Annotated in this window: 16 protein-coding genes and 1 pseudogene; 6 read left to right on the plus strand and 11 right to left on the minus strand. The window is 58.2% G+C overall.

Annotation, left to right across the window (positions count from 1 at the left end; all coding sequences use genetic code 11):
* Positions 1–12: 12 nt before the first annotated feature.
* The 3 genes and pseudogenes from BLR16_RS11795 to BLR16_RS11805 form a co-directional block, all read right to left on the minus strand.
* Positions 13–822: a putative RNA methyltransferase gene (locus BLR16_RS11795; RefSeq protein ID WP_074805509.1), complete on the minus strand. Its 810-nt coding sequence runs from the start codon at positions 820–822 to the stop codon at positions 13–15.
* A complete protein-coding gene (gene dapE, locus BLR16_RS11800) occupies positions 822–1,973 on the minus strand; it encodes a succinyl-diaminopimelate desuccinylase (RefSeq protein WP_074805506.1) in 1,152 nt (383 codons plus the stop codon). Before dapE ends, BLR16_RS11795 begins: the two co-directional genes overlap by 1 nt.
* Positions 1,974–2,072: 99 nt before the next feature.
* Positions 2,073–4,566: pseudogene (locus BLR16_RS11805) on the minus strand (glycosyltransferase family 2 protein).
* A gap of 283 nt (positions 4,567–4,849) precedes the next feature.
* Here BLR16_RS11805 and tcdA point away from each other — a divergent pair.
* Positions 4,850–5,680, plus strand: coding sequence for a tRNA cyclic N6-threonylcarbamoyladenosine(37) synthase TcdA (gene tcdA, locus BLR16_RS11810; RefSeq protein ID WP_044309251.1), 831 nt, complete (start codon positions 4,850–4,852; stop codon positions 5,678–5,680).
* Here the strand turns inward: tcdA and BLR16_RS11815 are convergent.
* Genes BLR16_RS11815 through BLR16_RS11830 form a run of 4 tightly spaced genes read right to left on the minus strand, consistent with a single transcriptional unit; the run spans position 5,671 to position 8,769 of the window.
* Positions 5,671–6,078: a SufE family protein gene (locus BLR16_RS11815; protein WP_003364878.1), complete on the minus strand. Its 408-nt coding sequence runs from the start codon at positions 6,076–6,078 to the stop codon at positions 5,671–5,673. The two genes, tcdA and BLR16_RS11815, sit on opposite strands and share 10 nt — an antisense overlap.
* Positions 6,075–7,280: an aminotransferase class V-fold PLP-dependent enzyme gene (locus tag BLR16_RS11820; protein ID WP_003364876.1), complete on the minus strand. Its 1,206-nt coding sequence runs from the start codon at positions 7,278–7,280 to the stop codon at positions 6,075–6,077. Before BLR16_RS11820 ends, BLR16_RS11815 begins: the two co-directional genes overlap by 4 nt.
* Before the next feature lie 59 nt (positions 7,281–7,339).
* The gene (gene dapD / locus BLR16_RS11825; RefSeq protein WP_003364873.1) at positions 7,340–8,374 is read right to left on the minus strand and encodes a 2,3,4,5-tetrahydropyridine-2,6-dicarboxylate N-succinyltransferase; all 1,035 of its coding nucleotides are present in this window, start codon (positions 8,372–8,374) and stop codon (positions 7,340–7,342) included.
* A 47-nt stretch (positions 8,375–8,421) separates the two neighbouring features.
* Positions 8,422–8,769, minus strand: a complete 348-nt coding sequence (locus BLR16_RS11830) for an ArsC family reductase (protein WP_003364871.1) — start codon at positions 8,767–8,769, stop codon at positions 8,422–8,424.
* Between the two features lie 232 nt (positions 8,770–9,001).
* Between BLR16_RS11830 and BLR16_RS28585 the strand changes: the two genes are divergently transcribed.
* Positions 9,002–9,232, plus strand: a complete 231-nt coding sequence (locus BLR16_RS28585; protein ID WP_003314288.1) for a hypothetical protein — start codon at positions 9,002–9,004, stop codon at positions 9,230–9,232.
* 94 nt (positions 9,233–9,326) lie between these two features.
* Here the strand turns inward: BLR16_RS28585 and BLR16_RS11840 are convergent, their stop codons facing one another.
* The 4 genes from BLR16_RS11840 to map form a co-directional block, all read right to left on the minus strand.
* Positions 9,327–10,172 carry a matrixin family metalloprotease gene (locus BLR16_RS11840; protein ID WP_074805500.1) on the minus strand — a complete coding sequence of 282 codons (846 nt, stop codon included), beginning with the start codon at positions 10,170–10,172 and terminating at the stop codon, positions 9,327–9,329.
* Positions 10,173–10,303: 131 nt separating this feature from the next.
* On the minus strand, positions 10,304–11,497 hold the full coding sequence (gene dapC, locus BLR16_RS11845) for a succinyldiaminopimelate transaminase (protein WP_058416023.1): 1,194 nt from the start codon (positions 11,495–11,497) through the stop codon (positions 10,304–10,306).
* Between the two features lie 51 nt (positions 11,498–11,548).
* Positions 11,549–14,245 carry a [protein-PII] uridylyltransferase gene (locus BLR16_RS11850; RefSeq protein ID WP_003364865.1) on the minus strand — a complete coding sequence of 899 codons (2,697 nt, stop codon included), beginning with the start codon at positions 14,243–14,245 and terminating at the stop codon, positions 11,549–11,551.
* Positions 14,246–14,310: 65 nt separating this feature from the next.
* Complete coding sequence (map, locus tag BLR16_RS11855; RefSeq protein ID WP_003391089.1) at positions 14,311–15,093, minus strand: type I methionyl aminopeptidase; 783 nt, start codon at positions 15,091–15,093, stop codon at positions 14,311–14,313.
* A gap of 313 nt (positions 15,094–15,406) precedes the next feature.
* Here map and rpsB point away from each other — a divergent pair, with 313 nt between their 5' ends.
* The 4 genes from rpsB to frr all read left to right on the plus strand — a co-directional run bounded on the left by rpsB (position 15,407) and on the right by frr (position 18,707).
* Positions 15,407–16,150: a 30S ribosomal protein S2 gene (gene rpsB / locus BLR16_RS11860; protein ID WP_003314293.1), complete on the plus strand. Its 744-nt coding sequence runs from the start codon at positions 15,407–15,409 to the stop codon at positions 16,148–16,150.
* Positions 16,151–16,340: 190 nt separating this feature from the next.
* Positions 16,341–17,204, plus strand: coding sequence for a translation elongation factor Ts (gene tsf, locus BLR16_RS11865; RefSeq protein WP_003364858.1), 864 nt, complete (start codon positions 16,341–16,343; stop codon positions 17,202–17,204).
* Positions 17,205–17,409: 205 nt separating this feature from the next.
* Positions 17,410–18,150, plus strand: a complete 741-nt coding sequence (gene pyrH / locus BLR16_RS11870; RefSeq protein WP_003364856.1) for a UMP kinase — start codon at positions 17,410–17,412, stop codon at positions 18,148–18,150.
* Entirely contained in the window at positions 18,150–18,707 is a 558-nt protein-coding gene (gene frr, locus BLR16_RS11875) for a ribosome recycling factor (protein WP_003433381.1), read from the plus strand. The genes pyrH and frr overlap by 1 nt, the downstream gene beginning before the upstream one ends.
* Positions 18,708–18,720: the final 13 nt, after the last annotated feature.

Below are 18,720 nucleotides of genomic sequence, written 5' to 3' on the forward strand. Positions count from 1 at the left end.
TCTGTTGAATGCTTATTGCAGCACGAAATAATCGTAGCGCATGGAAACGGTGACCTTGAAAGGTCCTGGTTGCTCGATGACCGCTGCCCGACGTTCGGCGCTGGCGCGCCAGCCGTGCGGTGTCATGGCCAGCAGATCGGCGCGGGACTGGCCGTCGATCAGCTTCAGCGTGTAGCGCAGGGTTTCGCTGTGTTGCAGCTGCATGCCTTGCGGCACCAGCGACAGGTGCTTGTCATCGGCATAATCGCGCACTTCATCATAGAGCCGCTGACGCAGCTCCATCAGATGCTCATTGGTCGGGCCGACCCGCATCAGTCCGCCGCCTGGGGTCAGCAGGCGTTTGGCTTCCTGCCAGTCCAGCGGGCTGAACACGCTGGCCAGAAACTGGCAACTGGCATCCGGAAGTGGCACACGCGCCATGCTGGCGACCATCCAGGTCAGCGTCGGGTCACGACGGCAGGCGCGCTTGACCGCTTCACGGGAGATGTCCAGCGCATAGCCATCGGCATGAGGCAAGGCTTCGGCAATCTGCGCGGTGTAATACCCTTCGCCACAGCCGATGTCCAACCAATGCGCGGGGGATCGCTCGGCGGCCAGTTCAGCCAGACGCCGGGCTACCGGAGCGTAGTGCCCGGCGTTGAGAAAGTCGCGTCGCGCCTCGACCATGGCCTGATTGTCGCCAGGGTCGCGGCTGTTCTTGTGCTGCACCGGCAACAGGTTCAGATAACCCTGACGGGCGCGGTCGAAGCGATGATTGGCCGGGCACGCAACGCCGTTGTCGGCAGTGCTGAGCGGCGCTGAGCAGATCGGGCAGGTCAGCATCAGGCGAGCAACTTGACCAGGGTCTGGTAGTAGATCTCGGTCAGCACATCCAGATCGCTGGCCAGAATACGTTCGTTGACCTGGTGGATCGTCGCGTTGACCGGCCCCAGCTCGACCACCTGGGTACCGAGTGTGGCAATGAAGCGACCATCGGAGGTTCCGCCGCTGGTCGAGGCTTTGGTGTCACGGCCCGTGACGCTTTTGATGCTTGAGAACACGGCGTCCAGCAACGCGCCCGGCTCGGTCAGGAATGGCAGGCCGGACAATGCCCAGTCCACGTGCCAGTCCAGTTCATGCTTGTCGAGGATGTCGGCAACGCGCTGCTGCAAGCCTTCGACGGTCGATTCGGTGGAAAAGCGGAAGTTGAAGACCGCCACCAGATCGCCCGGGATGACGTTGGTGGCGCCGGTGCCAGCGTTCAGGTTGGAGATCTGGAAGCTGGTCGGCGGGAAGAAATCGTTGCCATGGTCCCAGTGCTCGGCGGCCAGTTCGGCCAGGGCCGGCGCGGCCAGATGAATCGGGTTCTTCGCCAGATGCGGGTAAGCCACATGGCCTTGCTTGCCGCGCACCGTCAGCGTGGCCCCCAGCGAACCGCGTCGACCGTTCTTGACCACGTCGCCGACCAGTGTGGTGCTCGAAGGCTCACCGACGATGCACCAGTCCAGACGCTCGTTACGGGCCGCGAGGCGCTCTACGACAGCCTTGGTGCCGTGATGCGCCGGGCCTTCTTCGTCGCTGGTGATCAGAAATGCCACCGAGCCCTTATGATCAGGATGATCGGCGACAAAGCGCTCGGCCGCCACCAGCATGGCCGCCAGACTGCCTTTCATGTCTGCCGCGCCGCGCCCGCAGAGCATGCCGTGCTCGTCGATCAACGCATCGAACGGATCGTTCTGCCAGTTCTGTACCGGACCGGTCGGAACCACGTCGGTATGACCGGCGAAACACAGCACCGGGCCGTCGGTGGTGCCGTGGGTGGCCCAGAAGTTGTCGACGTCTTCGATACGCATTGGCTCCAGCTTGAAGCCGGCATCGCCCAGGCGCTGCATCATCACGGTCTGGCAATCGGCATCGACCGGCGTCACTGAAGGACGGCGGATCAGATCGCAGGCGAGTTGGAGGGTGGGCGAGAGGTCGGCTGGGGCCGTCATGTACAGAACTCCGGTAGCAAGACTTTGGGCGCGAAAAGGCAGATATCTTAAAGCAAAACGACGACCTGAGGCCGTCGTTTATCGTGCGCTGTGAATAGGTCAGGTTGTGGATGGGGCGGGGCGGGTTGCGCGAGCGGACAGGATTGCCATGGTAATGGCTGCCAGATAAGGGAGTGATTGTGCGAACAGCATGGTTATCCAGAAACCGGAATTCGTATCGATGGATGCCCTGCCTGTGAGCAAAAGCACAATCGCGATCCAGGAGATCGCCAAGGTAGACAGTTCTTCCCTTACATCGAGCAGGTTTTGTCCGATCCGGTTTGCAGAGGTATGTTTGGGCGTTCTGTAGAAAGGCATTGCCGAGGTGAAAAGCCCCGCCAGGATAAAGCGCCATGCCGGCCAGTATCGCCGCCAGTGCCTCTTTGGTATGTGTGCTGACCAACTGCCGGTAGAGCACAATCATCTTTAACGAGCGCAGGGCAAACATCAGTATCAACGACGTGGAAAATATCCATGGCAGCGGCCCGAAAGTCTCGGGCTTAAGGATCATTGCCATCGACCAGGCCAACGCAGCCAGCGTTAACAGATAATTCATGCCTTCTGCCACCCACGGCATCCACCCCGCGATGAAATGGTAGCGTTGCATCGCGCTCAGGGACGCGCAGTTTCCTGCAATCAGGCTTCCGGCGTGCCGCTTGACGATCTGCATAGCTCCATATGCCCAGCGATATCGTTGTTTCTTGAAGTCCATGAACGTATCGGGAGTCAGCCCTTTGCCATAGCTGATAGCGGCGTAACCCGTGGAGAAACCACTTTCCAGCATACGCAGGCCAAGTTCGGCGTCTTCGCATATGCACCACTCCGCCCAGCCCAGTCGGTCCAGTGCTGATCGGCGGATCAGTGTCATGGTGCCGTGCTGGATAATTGCATCGTGATCGTTACGGATCACCATGCCGATGTTAAAAAAACCTTGGTACTCGGCCTGACAGCAATACTTGAACAGGCTTTCGTGACCGTCGCGATAATCCTGCGGCGATTGAATGACTGCAACCTTCGGGTCCGTGAAGTGGGGCACCATATGTTTGAGCCACTGTCGATGGACGCAGTAATCAGCGTCGATGACTGCCACTACTTCTGCGTCTTCAGCGGTATGTCTCAGGAGATAGTTAAGTGCACCCGCTTTGAATCCGGGAAGTGGACTGACATGAAAAAACTGGAACCGAGGGCCGAGCTGCTGACAGTATCGCTCGATAGGCTTCCAGATGGCCGGGTCCTGAGTATTGTTGTCGATGACCAGCACCTCGAAGTCCGGGTAGTCCAGCTTTTGCAACGAGTCGAGGGTCCGTTTCACCATATCCGGAGGTTCGTTGCAGCACGGAACATGCAGGGAAACTTTCGGGGCGGGACCAACAGGACGATGGACGGGGCGGAAAGACCGTGGGGTGTCCGGTCCCCAGCAGGCTTCGAGGAATTCGTGCGTTTCGATACCCACGTAAGTCAGCACGCTGGCAGCCCAGATAAAGGCGACAGGCAGCGCGAGCCAAGCGGGCAGTGGCTGTGAGTAGTGCATGCCGAACCCTGACAATACGCAATAAGCCAGCACGATTATCAAGGCGCCTGTAGGCCACGACTCCGGTTTAAGGCGGGTGATAAGCCTGAGTATTTCCGAGAGCATGTTGACCGGCATTTTTACCGGGCCGTTGATGTGCAGTTTTAATCTGCGCTTTGCATCGAACAAACCCCAATTAGGCCCGGGCAGACCTTCTTCAGTCTTCCAGTGCTGATCGAAGGCTTCTATCACGAAATAGTCATGGTCGTGCTGATCCAGTAATGGAATCTGGTTGCGCAGGTATATCGAGTGCTCTGCGTCAGAGGTCGTCATCCGCCTCTTGGCGATGGCCTTGCTCGGCCAGCCAATCTCGGAAAGTATGAGGGGGGTGTCGGGGAATCTCGTTCTCAGTTCGTTCGCGTGTGCCAGAGTGATCGCGGTCGCGTCCAGCGCTGAAACGCTTTCCCAGAAAGGCAAAATATGGGCGGCAATGAAGTCGACATGCCTGACGAGTTCCGGCGTCTCGTACCATTGTGTCCATATCTCGGAGGTCGAAACAGGCACATTGACGGCGCGTCGTGCGGTCTGCAGATAGAGAATAAGCAGGTCGATGGGAACGTCATCACGAAACAGGACTTCATTTCCCAAGACCAGGCGTTGCACGCTGGAGTAACGGTTGGCGAGTTCGATCCCTGCATTTATTTCCTCGATATTGTGCGTTTCGTCCTCTGTTATCCACACGCCAAGCGTGACATTCATACCCAGTGCTTCGGCGAGTTCGGGGATATGCATCAATGTCCCTTCCACCGAGTAAGTTCTTATATTCCGTGTAATGCTTCGAAGTCGCAGCAGGTCTTCTCTTATCTGATCACGCGTCGGAAAAATCTGTTTGTAGGGGCTTTGGCCCGGTCGAAAAGGGGCGTAGGCCACGCCAGAGATCATTGCAGGCCAGTTGGGCGGATAGTTGAACCTGGTTTTGAACAGGTTTTTCAGCCACGTGCCTGCCTTATTTGAATATTCATCCATGTCTGCAATGTGCTCCATGCTTGTTGCGCCGGTGCCGCGAGTTCCCTTCGCGTTGATTAACCTTAGTCGTCCTCGTTCATTGCCGTTTGCAATGCTTAGACTCTTTTCCTCGGGCTTTTCAAAAAACGGTATGGCGTTTAAGCAGTCAGCGTTGATCGCGTTCTGAGATCATTATTTTTTACTTCCCTTGAGTCTCTGGGGCAGCTCGTCAACGGACAACGACCTCGCCTGCCGGGAACAAGTCAGGTGTCTTGCCGTCGACAAACCCCTATAATGCGCGCCGGTTTTTGAGGTATTGATCATGAGCGCAGAAGATCCACGGTTCGCGGGTATCGCCCGTCTATATGGCATCGAGGGGTTGGCACGCCTGCGCGCGGCTCATGTGGCGGTGGTGGGTATCGGCGGTGTGGGCTCCTGGGCGGCGGAAGCGATGGCGCGCAGTGGCGTGGGCGAGATTTCGCTGTTCGACATGGACGATGTCTGTGTCAGTAACAGCAACCGCCAGTTGCATGCGCTGAGCGGTACGGTCGGCCAGCCGAAAGTCGAGGTGATGGCTGAGCGTATCCGCGCGATCAACCCCGATTGCATTGTCCACGCCGTGGCTGATTTCGTGACCCGCGACACCATGGCCGAGTGCATTACCCCTGACATGGACTTCGTGATCGACTGTATCGACAGCGTCAATGCCAAGGCTGCGCTGATTTCCTGGTGCAAACGACGCAAGATTCAGATGGTCACCACCGGCGGGGCGGGTGGGCAGATCGATCCGACCCTGATTCAGATCGCCGACCTGAACCGCACCTTCAATGACCCGCTGGCCTCCAAGGTGCGCTCGACCCTGCGTCGGGATTATGGTTTTTCACGCACGCCGAACCGTCACTACAGCGTGCCTTGCGTGTTTTCCAGCGAGCAACTGCGCTACCCCAAGCCGGATGGCAGCATTTGTCTGGAAAAGAAATTCGTCGGCGAGGGCGTAAAGCTCGATTGCGCCGGTGGTTTCGGTGCCGTGATGATGGTGACCGCGACCTTTGGCATGGTTGCCGCCACCCGTGCAGTGGACAAGTTGGTGGCGGGCACGCGACGGCCTTCGGAGCGGGTCAAGCCAGCGGCTGCAACGCCCGATCAGGCTTGAGTCAGATGGCGCATCTTCTGCAGTACGGCATTCAGGCCGTTGCTGCGCGAGGGTGAGAGTTGGCGGGCGAGTCCCAATCGATTGAACCAGTCAGGTAAATCCACGGCTGCCAGTTCTCGTTCCGACAGGCCGTTGACACGCGCCAGCAGCAGCGCTACCAGACCGCGAATCAGTCGAGCGTCGCTCGCAGCTCGAAACAGCCAGGCGTCGTCGCTGACTTCGCCGGTCAGCCAGACCTTGCTTTCACAACCGTGCACCAGATTGTCGTCGGTCCTTTCTTCGTCACTCAACGGCGCCAGTTGATCGCCCCATTGCATCAGCAGGCGCGCGCGCTGTTCCCAGCCTTGTTGCCGGGAAAAACTGTCGAGCGCAGTTTGCGCCAATGCGGGCAGGCTCATCGAAGCAGCTCCAGTGCCTGATCCAGTGCGCTGAAGAACTGCAGCAGATCGTCCGAATCGTTGTACAGCGCCAGTGACACCCGAATTGCGCCGGGCAGGCCAAGGGTCTTGAACAGCGGCATCGCGCAGTGATGACCGGCGCGTACGGCTATGCCCTGTTCGGTCAGCAGGTGGGCCACATCGGCATTGTGAATACCGTCGACGACGAAGCTGACCAGTGCCAGATCCGGCGAGCCCAGGACCTGAATGCCGTCCCGCTGCTGCAGGCCCTCGAGCAGGCGACGGTGCAGTCTGGCTTCATGTTCTGCAACCGCCTGATGGTCGAGACTGTCCAGATAACCCAGCGTAGCGCCCAGACCGATCACGCTGGCGATGGGCGGGGTGCCGGCTTCGAAACCCAGGGGTGCCGGACGAAATTTCGCGTGCTGATAATCGGCCGTCAGCACCATCTCGCCGCCGAACTGCCAATGCGCGAGGCTGGGCAGCGCCTCGTTGCGTCCGTAAAGCACGCCGAGTCCTTCCGGGCCGTACAGTTTGTGGCTGGAAAACACATAAAAATCGCAACCCAGCGCCTGCACATCGTGGCGTCCGTGCACCACGCCTTGTGAGCCGTCCACGACGGTGAGTGCGCCTTGGGTCTTGGCCAGTGCGATGAGGCGGGCCAAGGGTTGCCAGGTGCCGAGCACGTTTGAGAGCTGGGTGACTGCGAGCAGGCGTGTGCGCGGTCCGATCAGGTTGGCTGCCGCATCGCAGTCGATCACGCCATCAATGTCCAGCGGCAGAATTACCAGTTTCAGGCCGCGTCGCTGAGCCAGTTGCTGCCATGGCAGCAGATTGGCGTGATGTTCCAGCGCGCTGATGGCGATTTCGTCGCCCGCAGCGAATTCATGTTCCAGCCCGTAGGCCAGCAGGTTCAGCGCAGACGTTGCGCCGTGGGTGAAGATGATCTGGCCGTGTTCACCGGCATTCAGCCAGTGGGCGACCTTGCCACGGCTGGCCTCGAACGCCTGGGTGGCGTGCGCGCCGGGCAGATGCTGGGCACGATGCACGTTGGCGGCACCGTTGGTGTAGTAATGAGTCAGGGCGTCGATCAGCGCCTGAGGCTTCTGCGTCGTGGCGGCATTGTCCAGATAGGTCTGGCCTTGCCGTTGCAGAGCGGCGAGTGCGGGGAAGTCGCTGCGCCAGGGAGAGAAGAGGGGCATTGTTCGTCCAGCGTGTGGAGGCGGGTTCAACGCCATCGGCCTCGAACCCGCACACAGCATCAGTTATGAGCGTGCAGTGCTTCGTTCAGCTCGATGGCCGACTTGTGGGTTTTGCATTCCACTGCGCCGGTCTGAGAGTTGCGACGGAACAGCAGGTCTGTCTGACCTGCCAGCTCACGGGCCTTGACGATCTTGACCAGCTCATTGTTTTCGTCGAGCAGCGCGACCTTGGTACCTGCGGTCACATACAGACCCGACTCCACGGTGTTGCGATCACCCAACGGGATGCCGATGCCGGCGTTGGCGCCAATCAGACAGCCTTCACCGACCTTGATGACGATGTTGCCGCCACCGGACAGCGTACCCATGGTCGAGCAGCCGCCGCCCAGATCCGAACCCTTGCCGACGAATACGCCGGCGGAAACGCGGCCTTCGATCATGCCCGGGCCTTCGGTGCCGCCATTGAAGTTGACGAAGCCTTCGTGCATGACGGTCGTGCCTTCGCCGATATAGGCGCCCAGACGCACGCGAGCGCTGTCAGCGATACGAACGCCGCTCGGCACAACGTAATCGGTCATTTTCGGGAATTTGTCGACCGAGAATACTTCCAGCAGCTCGCCCTTGAGGCGTGCTTCGAGTTGACGCTCGGCCAGTTCGACCAGGTCAACCGCGCCCTGGCTGGTCCAGGCCACGTTTGGCAGCAGAGGAAAGATGCCTGCCAGGTTCAGACCGTGCGGCTTGACCAGGCGGTGCGACAGCAGATGCAGCTTGAGGTACGCCTCGGGAGTCGACGTCAGTGTGGCGTCTTCAGCCAGCAGAGTCGCGACCAGCGGCTTCTGGCTTTCGGCCAGGCGAGTCAGCAGTGCGGCTTGAGTCGTGTCCACGGATTTGACCGCTTCGGCCAGCTTGTAGGCCAGATCGACATTGAAGGTGATTGCCTGGTTGCCGCCGGTGTAACCCAGAACCGGTGCGATGGCCGCGACCAGTTCCGCAGAAGGATTGATCAGAGGCTGAGCATAAAATACTTCAAGCCATGCGCCTTGACGATTTTGGGTGCCGACGCCGAAGGCCAGGCTGAACAGGGTGGTGGACATGTAAATACCTCGTGGCTTTATCAAGGGGCTTTCAGTAGCGCTCTGGCTTACTGTAAAGCCGCTGCATACAGGTCAGGCTTGAAGCCGATCAGGGTTTTATTGCCCAGATCAAGCACTGGACGCTTAATCATGGACGGCTGCGCGAGCATCAGTTCTATGGCTTTCGCCTGGTCGAGATCGGCCTTTTGTCCGTCTTCGAGCTTGCGAAAGGTCGTGCCTGCGCGGTTCAGCACAACCTGCCATCCGTGTTCATTGCACCACTGCTCGAGGTGCTCGCGGTCGATGCCCTGGGTCTTGTAGTCGTGAAATTCGTAGCTCGCCGAATGCTCGTCGAGCCAGGTACGGGCCTTTTTCATCGTGTCGCAGGCTTTGATGCCAAACAGAGTGTAAGTCATTGTTTAAGGTGGGGTGGCTGATCTTGCTCGATACTCCCCACGTCCTCTCCTCGCAATTTAGCCGGCTATTATGCCACGTCATTCCGTTCAGTGTTGTGACAGCGCCAGTACGGAGACTGAACGGAAACTAGATAATAAGGCTAACCATCATTAAGAAAACTTCACCCGCTCACGCTTGAGTCGCTGGCTGCTGCGGGCAATTATTACCCGTCATTTGAAGTTTGGGTGCGTTATGTCTGAGCAAGAGAAGAAGCGTCAGGAAGCGCTTGTCCGGCAGCGTTATTACAGGGAGCGTCAACGTGCCGAGGGATTCAAGCAAAGTACCCTCTGGATTCACGGTGAAGCCGAAGCCCAGGGCCGGCTGGCTGCTCGTGAAGGAAAGCCGTTGCTGCCCATGCAGTCTCATGATCCTGTCAGTTGGGCGGTCGGCTGGGTAGCTGAAAAGCTGCGAACCCGAGAATAGTCAGCACTTTTCTCAGGCGGTCACGCCACACGTGCGAAACGTATGGCGCACTGTTGATTGCAGCAGGATCAGCACCTGTTCGAACGCTGTCCTGTCAGGGCGTTTCGAATTTCGAGTTGCTCCGGTCCGCGTAGATGGCGCTCATCACGGCGATATCATTGCTGCTGAGCGTCTTGCCCACATTGATGATCTCGAAATCGCCGAGGGTCAGGCCGTTGGGGATATCGAAATGCATGACCGAATCACGATCGTAAGCCGAATGGTGGAAATCGGCGGCCTCGTACCTGTCGAAGAAATTGGTATTGATCTCTTCGTCACTCAACCCGGTTTGCGAAAGCAGTGAGCGCACCAGTGGTTCGTTCCAGGGGATGTTTGCCTGCGGATGTTGATGCTCGTGAACCGCGCCCAATGCGTGTCCGAATTCATGCAGAACGATACGCGTCAGGTCCGGCATTGGTTTCAGGTCCGCCGCGTACAGTTCTTTGACGTTGAACTCCATGGTCGATTCATCAGGCTCGGCCAGCAGGGTATCGGTGCCTATGGCGCTCCAGTTCAGATGTTCATTGAAGCCAATTCGGATATCGCTCGCTCCGTCCGTCACGAACTCGAATTTCAGGTTTATGTGCGGCAGCCATTTGCTTGCCGCTTCCACGATGGGGGCTGTGAGGGTGGCTGGAGGATTCTTAAGGAAAAGAACTTTAAGGGTTCGCCCGCGAGCCCAGTATTTGCTGAACGAAACCAGCAGGCGCGCCTGCTGCCTTGGCTGGCCGGTGTCGTCGGTTTCCGAGTCGTAAGCAGGATTGATAGCCGCGTTGGCGGGATTTTCGTGAATCGCTGCTTCATACGAAGCCTGGTGATTTCCAGCGCTGCGCATGCAGCAGGATGCGGGCAGTTTTACGCCTTTGGGAGCAGTGGATGCGGGCATGGGATTGGCCTTCATGGTGATTCGCTCCGTGTCCGGAAGCATGAAAAATGAAGGTTGAGAGTACGTTCACGCAGCGGGCGGGAGGTGGTAACTAATTACCCCGCCGCACATTGCATGCGGCGGGGTGATTTTTTTGGGTTTGGCTTTTACTTGCTCAGGAAGGCGCGGATACGTTCGGCCGCTTCGATGCATTCCGCCAACGGTGCCACGAGTGCCAGACGCACCCGGCCTGCGCCAGGGTTGACGCCGTCCACTTCGCGGGAAAGGTACGAGCCCGGTACTGCGGTGACGTGCTGATCGACGAACAGATCGCGGCAAAATGCAGCGTCATCGGTACCAACATTCGGCCACAGGTAAAAGCCGCCGTCCGGGTGCTGAACGTCGAGCACCGGGCTCAGGATGTCGAGCACCGCAGCGAACTTCTCGCGGTACAGATCACGGTTGGCGCGTACGTGCTCCTCATCATTCCAGGCCGCGATGCTGGCCAGTTGAGTCTGAACCGGCATGGCGCAGCCGTGGTAGGTCCGATACAGCAGGAAGGCCTTGAGGATCTCCGCGTCACCCGCCACAAAACCGGAGCGCAGGCCCGGCAGATTGGAGCGCTTGGACAGGCTGTGGAAGACCACGCAGCGTTTGAAATCCTTGCGGCCCAGCTCGACGCAGGCGCTGAGCAGGCCCGGCGGCGGGGTTTGTTCGTCGAAGTACAGCTCGCTGTAGCACTCGTCCGCAGCAATGACAAAGTCATGTTCGTCAGCCAGGGCAATGAGCTTTTTCAGGGTTTCAACCGGAATCAGTGCGCCGGTCGGGTTGCCCGGCGAGCACAGAAAGAGGATCTGGCAACGCTTCCAGATATCCGGGCTGACGGCATCGAAATCGGGATTGAAACCGTTCTCGCTCAGGCATGGCAGGTAGTGCGGCTGGGCTCCGGCCAGAAAAGCGGCGCCTTCATAGATCTGGTAAAACGGATTCGGGCTGATCACCAGGCCGTCATCACTGCGATTGACCACGGTCTGGGTGAAGGCGAACAGCGCTTCGCGCGTGCCATTGACCGGTAGTACATTGCGCGCCGGATCGATCCAGCCCTGTGGCACATCGAACCGACGGCTGCACCAGCCGGCAATGGCTTCGCGCAGTGCCGGAATACCCAGCGTGGTCGGGTAAACCGCCATCTGATCAAGGTTGTCGGCCAGCGCCTTGGCAACGAAATCGGGGGAGCGGTGCTTCGGTTCGCCAATCGACAGCGCTACCGGACGCTTTTCCGGATTGGGCGTTACGCCGGCCAGCAAAGCGCGCAGCTTCTCGAATGGGTAAGGCTGAAGCAGTTGCATGGCGTTATTCATGGAACGTGTTCCTCAATGAGCTGCGTTGAGTCGATTCGTATGACCGAGTATTCATATGCTGATCCGTAAATCGCCGCCTGGCTCTGAGTTGACGCTCAGTTGCTTGACGATTGCATCCTGCAACTGGCGGCACAATTGTGGATCGGACAGTGGGTGATTGTTGGCGTCGGTGATGAAGAACACGTCTTCCACACGTTCGCCCAGCGTCGCAATTTTGGCGTTTTGCAGGGACAGGTCGAATTCCAGGAAGATTTTGCCGATGCGCGCCAGCAGGCCGGGGCGATCCGGTGCCAGCAACTCGAGTACGGTCACCGGACGCTGGGCGTCGTTGTGAATGGTGACTTGCGGTGCGAAAGCAAAGTGCTTGAGCTGCCGTGGCACGCGGCGCTTGATGATTGTCGGGTAATCATCCGGGTTGCGCAGGGCCTCGGTCAGGCCTTCGCGGATATCCTGAATCCGCTCCGGATTGTTGCCGATCGAACCGCCTTCATGGTCGAGAACGATGTAGGTGTCGAGTGTGAATTTGCTGCTGGACGTAATAATACGCGCGTCATGAATGTTCAGGTTCAGCTGGTCCATCGCCGCCACGGTCACCGCGAAGAAATCATGCTGATCCGGGGCGTAAATGAAGATCTGTGTACCGCCCTCGAATTCACGCTGTGTGGTCTCCTTGATCAGCACCAGCGGACCGCCGTCGGCCGGTTGCTGCAGAATTGCATCGCTATGCCAGGCCACATCGCCTGCGGTGTGACGCAGGAAGTAATCGTCGCCCAGCGCTGACCAGAGCTGCTCGACGTCATCCGGATCGGTGCCGTTGCGTACCAGAATATCCAGCGCGGCAGTCTGTGTGCGACGAATCTGTTCTTCGCGGTCGACCGGATTTTCCAGGCCGCGGCGCAAGGCTCGCTTGGTCTCGGTGTACAGCTGGCGCAGCAGGCTGGCACGCCACGAGTTCCAGAGCGTCGGATTGGTCGCATTGATGTCGGCGACGGTCAGCACATACAGGTAATCCAGATGCACTTCATCGCCCACGAACTGGGCAAAGTCGTGGATGACCTGCGGGTCGGAAAGGTCCTTGCGCTGGGCGGTGGTCGACATCACCAGGTGGTTGCTCACCAGCCAGACGATGAGCCGGGTGTCCCACGCAGGCAGATGATGGCGCGTGCCGAACGCCTGTGCGTCGATTGCGCCCAGCTCCGAGTGATCACCGCCACGACCCTTGCCGATGTCGTGATAAAGCCCGGCCAGGTAGATCAACTCCGGCTTGGGCAGACGGCCCATGATCTTGCTGGCCAGCGGAAATTTCTCGGACACTTCGGTGTATTGCAGCTTGCGCAGGTGTTTGATCAGATTCAGCGTGTGCGCATCGACGGTATAGATGTGAAACAGGTCATGCTGCATCTGGCCGACGATATGGCCGAACTCGGGCAGGTACAGGCCGAGAATGCCGTAGCGGTTCATCCGGCGCAGGTTGCGATGAATGCCGATTTCGCACTTGAACAGCTCGATGAACAGGCTGGTGTTGCGAATATCATTGCGGAAGTCATCGTTGATCAGGTGACGATGTTCACGCAGCAAACGAATGGTATCGGCACGCACACCCTTTATTTCCGGATGCTGGGCCATGAGCACGAAGATTTCGATCATGGCAAACGGGGTGCGCTTGAAGACGTTCGGGTGGGTAGCTTCTATATAGCCGTCGTGCAACTGAAAGCGTGAATTGATCGGCTGTGCCGTACCGCTGTCGTCGGAAAGAATCACTTCTTCGAAATGCTGGATGATCAGATCGCTGAGTTCGGCGATGCTCATGACCACTCGGTAGTACTTCTGCATGAAGCGCTCTATGGCCAGCTTGGCATCGTTGTCTTCATAGCCCAGCAAGCCGGCGATGCGTACCTGATAATCGAACAGAAGCCGGTCCTCGGAGCGTCCGGCCAGCATGTGCAGCGCGTAACGCACCTTCCACAAAAACTCCTGAGAGGAGGCGAGCAGGGCGTTTTCGCTGCCCAGCAGGAAGCCTTCGCCTGCCAGCGCATGCAGGTTCAGCGTGCCGTACTGGCGTCGCGCTACCCAGAGGATGGTCTGAATATCGCGCAGGCCGCCTGGAGAACCCTTGACGTTGGGTTCCAGGTTGTATTCGGTGTCGTTGTACTTGTGGTGACGTTTTTTCTGTTCCGCGTGCTTGGCGAGGAAGAACTCCTTGCTCGGCCACATGTGCTCGGTGCTGGTGACTTCCAGCATGCGCTGGCGCAGATGCTCGGGGCCGGCGATGGTGCGGCTTTCCATCAGATTGGTGATCACGGTCAGGTCGGCGCGGCCTTCCTGTGCGCATTCGTTGACCGAGCGTACGCTCTGTCCGACTTCCAGGCCGATGTCCCACAGCAGCGTCAGAAACCGCTCGATGGGTTCGCGGAAAACTTCGTGGTCGTCGCTGTCCAGCAGGATCAGCAGATCGATGTCCGAGTACGGGTGCAGCTCGCCGCGGCCATAGCCACCCACTGCCAGGAGCGCGATGTCGGCGTCTTCACTCCATTCGAACTGATCCCAGGCCTTTTGCAGGATGTTATCGACAAACCATGCCCGGTCCTCGATCAGTCGTCGAATGTCACGGCCCGACCGGAAGCGCTCATCAAGGACGTCTCTCGCTTTGCGGATGGCCTTCTTGAACGCAGCGATGGGGCTGGCTTTCAAGGCCAGTTCGGCCTGGAACTGGCCACGATCGAACAAGTCTGGATCTACTTGCGGCATTGAGCAGTATTCCTCGTGTCGGGCTGTGCAAGTGACGGGCCTGGGTTCAGCGGGGCAGACTCGGGTCAGGGAGCCTTTTGGGCAATGGTGTCGTCGCTGCGCAAGGTGAAGATTTCGTAACCGTCGGCGGTCACCAGCAGCGTGTGTTCCCATTGCGCCGAGAGCTTGCGGTCCTTGGTGATCGCCGTCCAGCCATCGCCGAGGATCTTGGTTTCAGGGCGCCCCTGGTTGATCATCGGCTCGATGGTGAAGGTCATGCCTTCCTGCAGTTCGATACCGGTTCCGGCCTCGCCAAAGTGCATGACCTGCGGCTCTTCATGAAACACCTTGCCGATGCCATGACCACAGAACTCGCGAACCACGGAGAAACCGTTCTTTTCAGCGTGTTTCTGGATGACGGCGCCGATGTCCCCCAGGCGCGTGCCGGGCTTGACGATTTCGATGGCCTTGTACAGGCACTCCTGAGTCACCTTCGACAGGCGCTCGGCCCATACCGGAACGGTGCCGACATGGAACATCCTGCTGGTGTCGCCATGGTAGCCGTCCTTGATGACAGTGACGTCGATGTTCAGCGAGTCACCGTCCTTCAGCTTCTTGTCGCTCGGGATGCCGTGGCAGACCACCTGGTTGATCGAGGTGCAGATCGACTTGGGGAAGCCCTTGTAGTTCAGCGGGGCCGGGATCGCCTTCTGTTCGTTGACGATATAGTCGTGGCAGAGGCGGTCCAGCTCTTCGGTGGTCACACCGGGCTTGACGTGCGGCGCTATCATTTCCAGAACATCGGCGGCCAGGCGACCGGCGATGCGCATCTTTTCGATGTCTTCCGGGGTTTTGAGGGTGATGGTCATACGAATTCTCTCGGCGTGGCAGGCACGCGGTTGGTGCGCAAAGGCGCAATTCTATCAGACCGCCGGTGCCGGGTAATCATCGCTTCCTTCTATAGGCTGTCCATGAAGCTGCAAAGTCACCGCAAAACAAGCACTTGATGGGAGTTCCGTTCTCTTCCCTTTTATGATATAAAATGCGCCGCTTTCCAAGGTCCGTCCTTGAAGCACAAACCCACACACGTGTCGACACGATGACCTGGGTGCCCTTGGCAGATGCCATTGGTTGGTCATTGGGATACGTGGAGGCCTAACCCGACTTATCAAGGAACTATTTATGTCCCAAGTCAATATGCGCGATATGCTGAAGGCTGGTTGCCACTTCGGCCACCAGACCCGTTACTGGAATCCGAAAATGGGTAAGTACATTTTCGGCGCGCGTAACAAGATTCACATCATCAACCTTGAAAAAACCCTGCCTATGTTCAACGAAGCTCTGACTTTCGTTGAGCGCCTGGCTTCGGGCAAAAACAAGATTCTGTTCGTCGGCACCAAGCGTTCCGCTGGCAAGATCGTTGCTGAAGAAGCAGCACGTTGCGGTTCGCCGTACGTCGACCATCGCTGGTTGGGCGGCATGCTGACCAACTTCAAGACCATCCGTCAGTCGATCAAACGTCTGCGTGAGCTGGAAGTACAGGCTGAAGACGGTACTTTTGCCAAGCTGACCAAGAAAGAAGCCCTGATGCGTACCCGTGATCTGGAAAAACTGGATCGCAGCCTGGGTGGTATCAAGGACATGGGCGGTCTGCCGGACGCTCTGTTCGTCATCGACGTTGATCACGAGCGCATCGCGATCACCGAAGCCAACAAGCTGGGCATCCCGGTTATCGGCGTCGTCGATACCAACAGCAGCCCTGAAGGCGTCGACTACATCATCCCGGGCAACGATGACGCAATCCGCGCCATCCAGCTGTACATGGGTTCGATGGCTGATGCTGTTATCCGTGGTCGTAACAATGTTGCTGGCGGCACCGACGTTTTCGTCGAAGAAGCTCCAGCTGCAGCTGCTGTAGAAGGCTGAGTACAAACGCCTGGCGTTTACTCAGTACGCGAAAAGGGGGCTTAGCCCCCTTTTTGCCACCTAGGAAATGATTTGTCGGTCTGTAACCATGACCTCGCTGTCATGTGTTGCTGCCACCCTGATTTTTCAAGAATTGCACGCCCGGCCTGTCGGGTGGAATGGTTGAAGACCTATCCAAGAGGATTTTGAAATGGCAGAGATTACTGCAGCGTTGGTCAAAGAACTGCGCGAGCGTACCGGCGAAGGCATGATGGATTGCAAAAAGGCCTTGACCAAGGCTGGCGGCGACATCGAAAAAGCAATCGACGATATGCGTGCTTCCGGCGCCATCAAGGCCGCCAAGAAAGCAGGTAACGTGGCTGCTGAAGGCGCTATCGCCATCAAGGACGACGGTAAAGCCGCTGTCATCATCGAAGTCAACTCGCAGACCGACTTCCTGGCACTGCAAGACGACTTCAAGGCTTTCGTTGCTGCAAGCGTCGAAAAAGCCTTCGCTGACAAGATGACTGATGCCGCTCCGTTGATCGAAGCTCAGGAAGCTGCACGCCTGGTACTGGTCGGCAAGGTTGGCGAAAACGTCAACATCCGTCGCCTGAAGCGTATCGAAGGTGATGTTGTAGGTACTTACCTGCACGGCAACAAGATCGGCGTAGTTGTTACCCTCAAGGGTGGCGACGTCGAGCTGGCCAAAGATATCGCCATGCACGTAGCGGCAAGCAACCCTGAGTTCCTGTTCCCTTCGGAAGTGTCTGCTGAAGCGATCGAGCGCGAGAAGAATGTCTTCCTGCAACTGAACGAAGACAAGATCAAAGGCAAGCCGGCTGACATCGTTGAGAAAATGGTTGGCGGTCGTATCACCAAGTTCCTGGCAGAAGCCAGCCTGGTCGAGCAAGCCTTCGTCAAGAACCCGGAAGTCAAGGTCGGTGATCTGGCCAAGAAAGCCGGCGCTGAAATCGTTTCCTTCACCTACTTCAAAGTAGGCGACGGCATCGAGAAACCAGTTGATAACTTCGCTGACGAAGTGGCTGCTCAACTGGCTGCCGCCAAGCAGTAAGACGGTTTTTCAACTGTCGCCCCAAAGAGGCTGCCCGCTCACGCGTGCGGCCTCTTTGTCGAAAGAGAAAGGGAAATTTTCCTTGGAGATTGTGCTCACAAGGCTGCATTCTCCCGACGCGCGCAAAGCGTCAAGCTAAAGTAAGCGCAGGCTTGAAATAGCCCGCACAGATTTTTTTCAGAAAACGCCGCAGGAGAGATTCGCAATGGCTCAGCAGGGCAGTGGTTATCAGGCTCGCTATAAACGCATTCTACTCAAGCTTAGCGGTGAGGCCCTCATGGGCTCGGAAGAGTTCGGCATCGATCCCAAGGTGCTGGATCGCATGGCGCTGGAAGTCGGCCAGCTGGTCGGTATCGGCGTTCAGGTCGGTCTGGTGATCGGCGGCGGCAACCTGTTTCGTGGCGCGGCCTTGAGTGCTGCGGGCATGGATCGGGTGACAGGCGATCACATGGGCATGCTGGCCACTGTGATGAACGCCCTGGCAATGCGCGATGCGCTGGAGCGCGCTAATATCACCGCCATCGTGATGTCGGCCATTTCCATGGTAGGCGTGACCGATCATTACGACCGCCGCAAGGCCATGCGCCATCTCAGCTCGAAGGAAGTGGTGATTTTTGCTGCCGGCACTGGTAATCCGTTCTTTACGACCGACTCGGCTGCCTGCCTGCGAGCGATCGAGATCGACGCCGATGTAGTGCTCAAGGCCACCAAGGTGGACGGTGTCTACACTGCAGATCCGTTCAAGGACCCGAATGCCGAGAAGTTCGATCATCTGACCTACGATGAAGTGCTGGATCGCAAGCTGGGTGTGATGGATCTGACCGCAATCTGCCTGTGTCGCGATCACAAGATGCCATTGCGCGTCTTCAACATGAACAAGCCGGGTGCTCTTCTGAATATCGTCCATGGTGGCGCTGAAGGGACCCTGATCGAGGAAGCACAATAATGATCAACGAAATCAAGAAAGACGCTCAGACCCGCATGCAGAAGAGTCTGGAATCGCTGACCCATGCGTTCACCCGTATCCGTACCGGCAAAGCGCATCCGAGCATCCTCGGTGGTGTCATGGTTCCTTACTACGGTGCCGATACCCCGCTCAGCCAGGTGGCCAACGTCACCGTCAAGGACTCGCGTACCCTTCAGGTCGTAGCGTTCGAGCGCAACATGCTGGCCGCTGTCGACAAGGCCATCCAGAGCTCCGGTCTGGGTTTCAACCCGACCAACCTGGGTGAGTTGCTGCTGATCTCCATGCCGGCGCTGACCGAAGAAACCCGTAAGGGCTTCACCAAGCAGGCGCGTGATGCCGCAGAAGATGCCCGTGTGGCCGTCCGTAACATTCGCCGTGACGCCTTGAGCCAGTTGAAAGACCTGGTCAAGGAGAAGGAAATCAGCGAAGACGAAGAGCGTCGTGCGGCTGACGACATACAGAAGCTGACTGACAAGTTCGTGGCGGAAATCGAAGTTGCGGTCAAGCAGAAAGAAGCCGATCTGATGGCTGTTTAAGGTTTCGGACGCT

It is taken from the genome of Pseudomonas sp. BS3767 (assembly GCF_900099665.1).
GTDB classification, from domain to species: domain Bacteria; phylum Pseudomonadota; class Gammaproteobacteria; order Pseudomonadales; family Pseudomonadaceae; genus Aquipseudomonas; species Aquipseudomonas cerasi.

What these genes read in the sequence shown, in the direction of transcription:
- tcdA (WP_044309251.1), top strand. Translation starts at nt 4,850, where the DNA reads ATGAGCGCAGAAGATCCACGGTTCGCGGGTATCGCCCGTCTATATGGC.
- map (WP_003391089.1), bottom strand. Translation starts at nt 15,093, where the DNA reads ATGACCATCACCCTCAAAACCCCGGAAGACATCGAAAAGATGCGCATC.
- tsf (WP_003364858.1), top strand. Translation starts at nt 16,341, where the DNA reads ATGGCAGAGATTACTGCAGCGTTGGTCAAAGAACTGCGCGAGCGTACC.
- BLR16_RS11815 (WP_003364878.1), bottom strand. Translation starts at nt 6,078, where the DNA reads ATGAGCCTGCCCGCATTGGCGCAAACTGCGCTCGACAGTTTTTCCCGG.
- dapE (WP_074805506.1), bottom strand. Translation starts at nt 1,973, where the DNA reads ATGACGGCCCCAGCCGACCTCTCGCCCACCCTCCAACTCGCCTGCGAT.
- pyrH (WP_003364856.1), top strand. Translation starts at nt 17,410, where the DNA reads ATGGCTCAGCAGGGCAGTGGTTATCAGGCTCGCTATAAACGCATTCTA.
- rpsB (WP_003314293.1), top strand. Translation starts at nt 15,407, where the DNA reads ATGTCCCAAGTCAATATGCGCGATATGCTGAAGGCTGGTTGCCACTTC.
- frr (WP_003433381.1), top strand. Translation starts at nt 18,150, where the DNA reads ATGATCAACGAAATCAAGAAAGACGCTCAGACCCGCATGCAGAAGAGT.
- BLR16_RS11795 (WP_074805509.1), bottom strand. Translation starts at nt 822, where the DNA reads ATGCTGACCTGCCCGATCTGCTCAGCGCCGCTCAGCACTGCCGACAAC.
- BLR16_RS11850 (WP_003364865.1), bottom strand. Translation starts at nt 14,245, where the DNA reads ATGCCGCAAGTAGATCCAGACTTGTTCGATCGTGGCCAGTTCCAGGCC.
- BLR16_RS11840 (WP_074805500.1), bottom strand. Translation starts at nt 10,172, where the DNA reads ATGAAGGCCAATCCCATGCCCGCATCCACTGCTCCCAAAGGCGTAAAA.
- BLR16_RS11820 (WP_003364876.1), bottom strand. Translation starts at nt 7,280, where the DNA reads ATGCCCCTCTTCTCTCCCTGGCGCAGCGACTTCCCCGCACTCGCCGCT.
- dapC (WP_058416023.1), bottom strand. Translation starts at nt 11,497, where the DNA reads ATGAATAACGCCATGCAACTGCTTCAGCCTTACCCATTCGAGAAGCTG.
- BLR16_RS28585 (WP_003314288.1), top strand. Translation starts at nt 9,002, where the DNA reads ATGTCTGAGCAAGAGAAGAAGCGTCAGGAAGCGCTTGTCCGGCAGCGT.
- BLR16_RS11830 (WP_003364871.1), bottom strand. Translation starts at nt 8,769, where the DNA reads ATGACTTACACTCTGTTTGGCATCAAAGCCTGCGACACGATGAAAAAG.
- dapD (WP_003364873.1), bottom strand. Translation starts at nt 8,374, where the DNA reads ATGTCCACCACCCTGTTCAGCCTGGCCTTCGGCGTCGGCACCCAAAAT.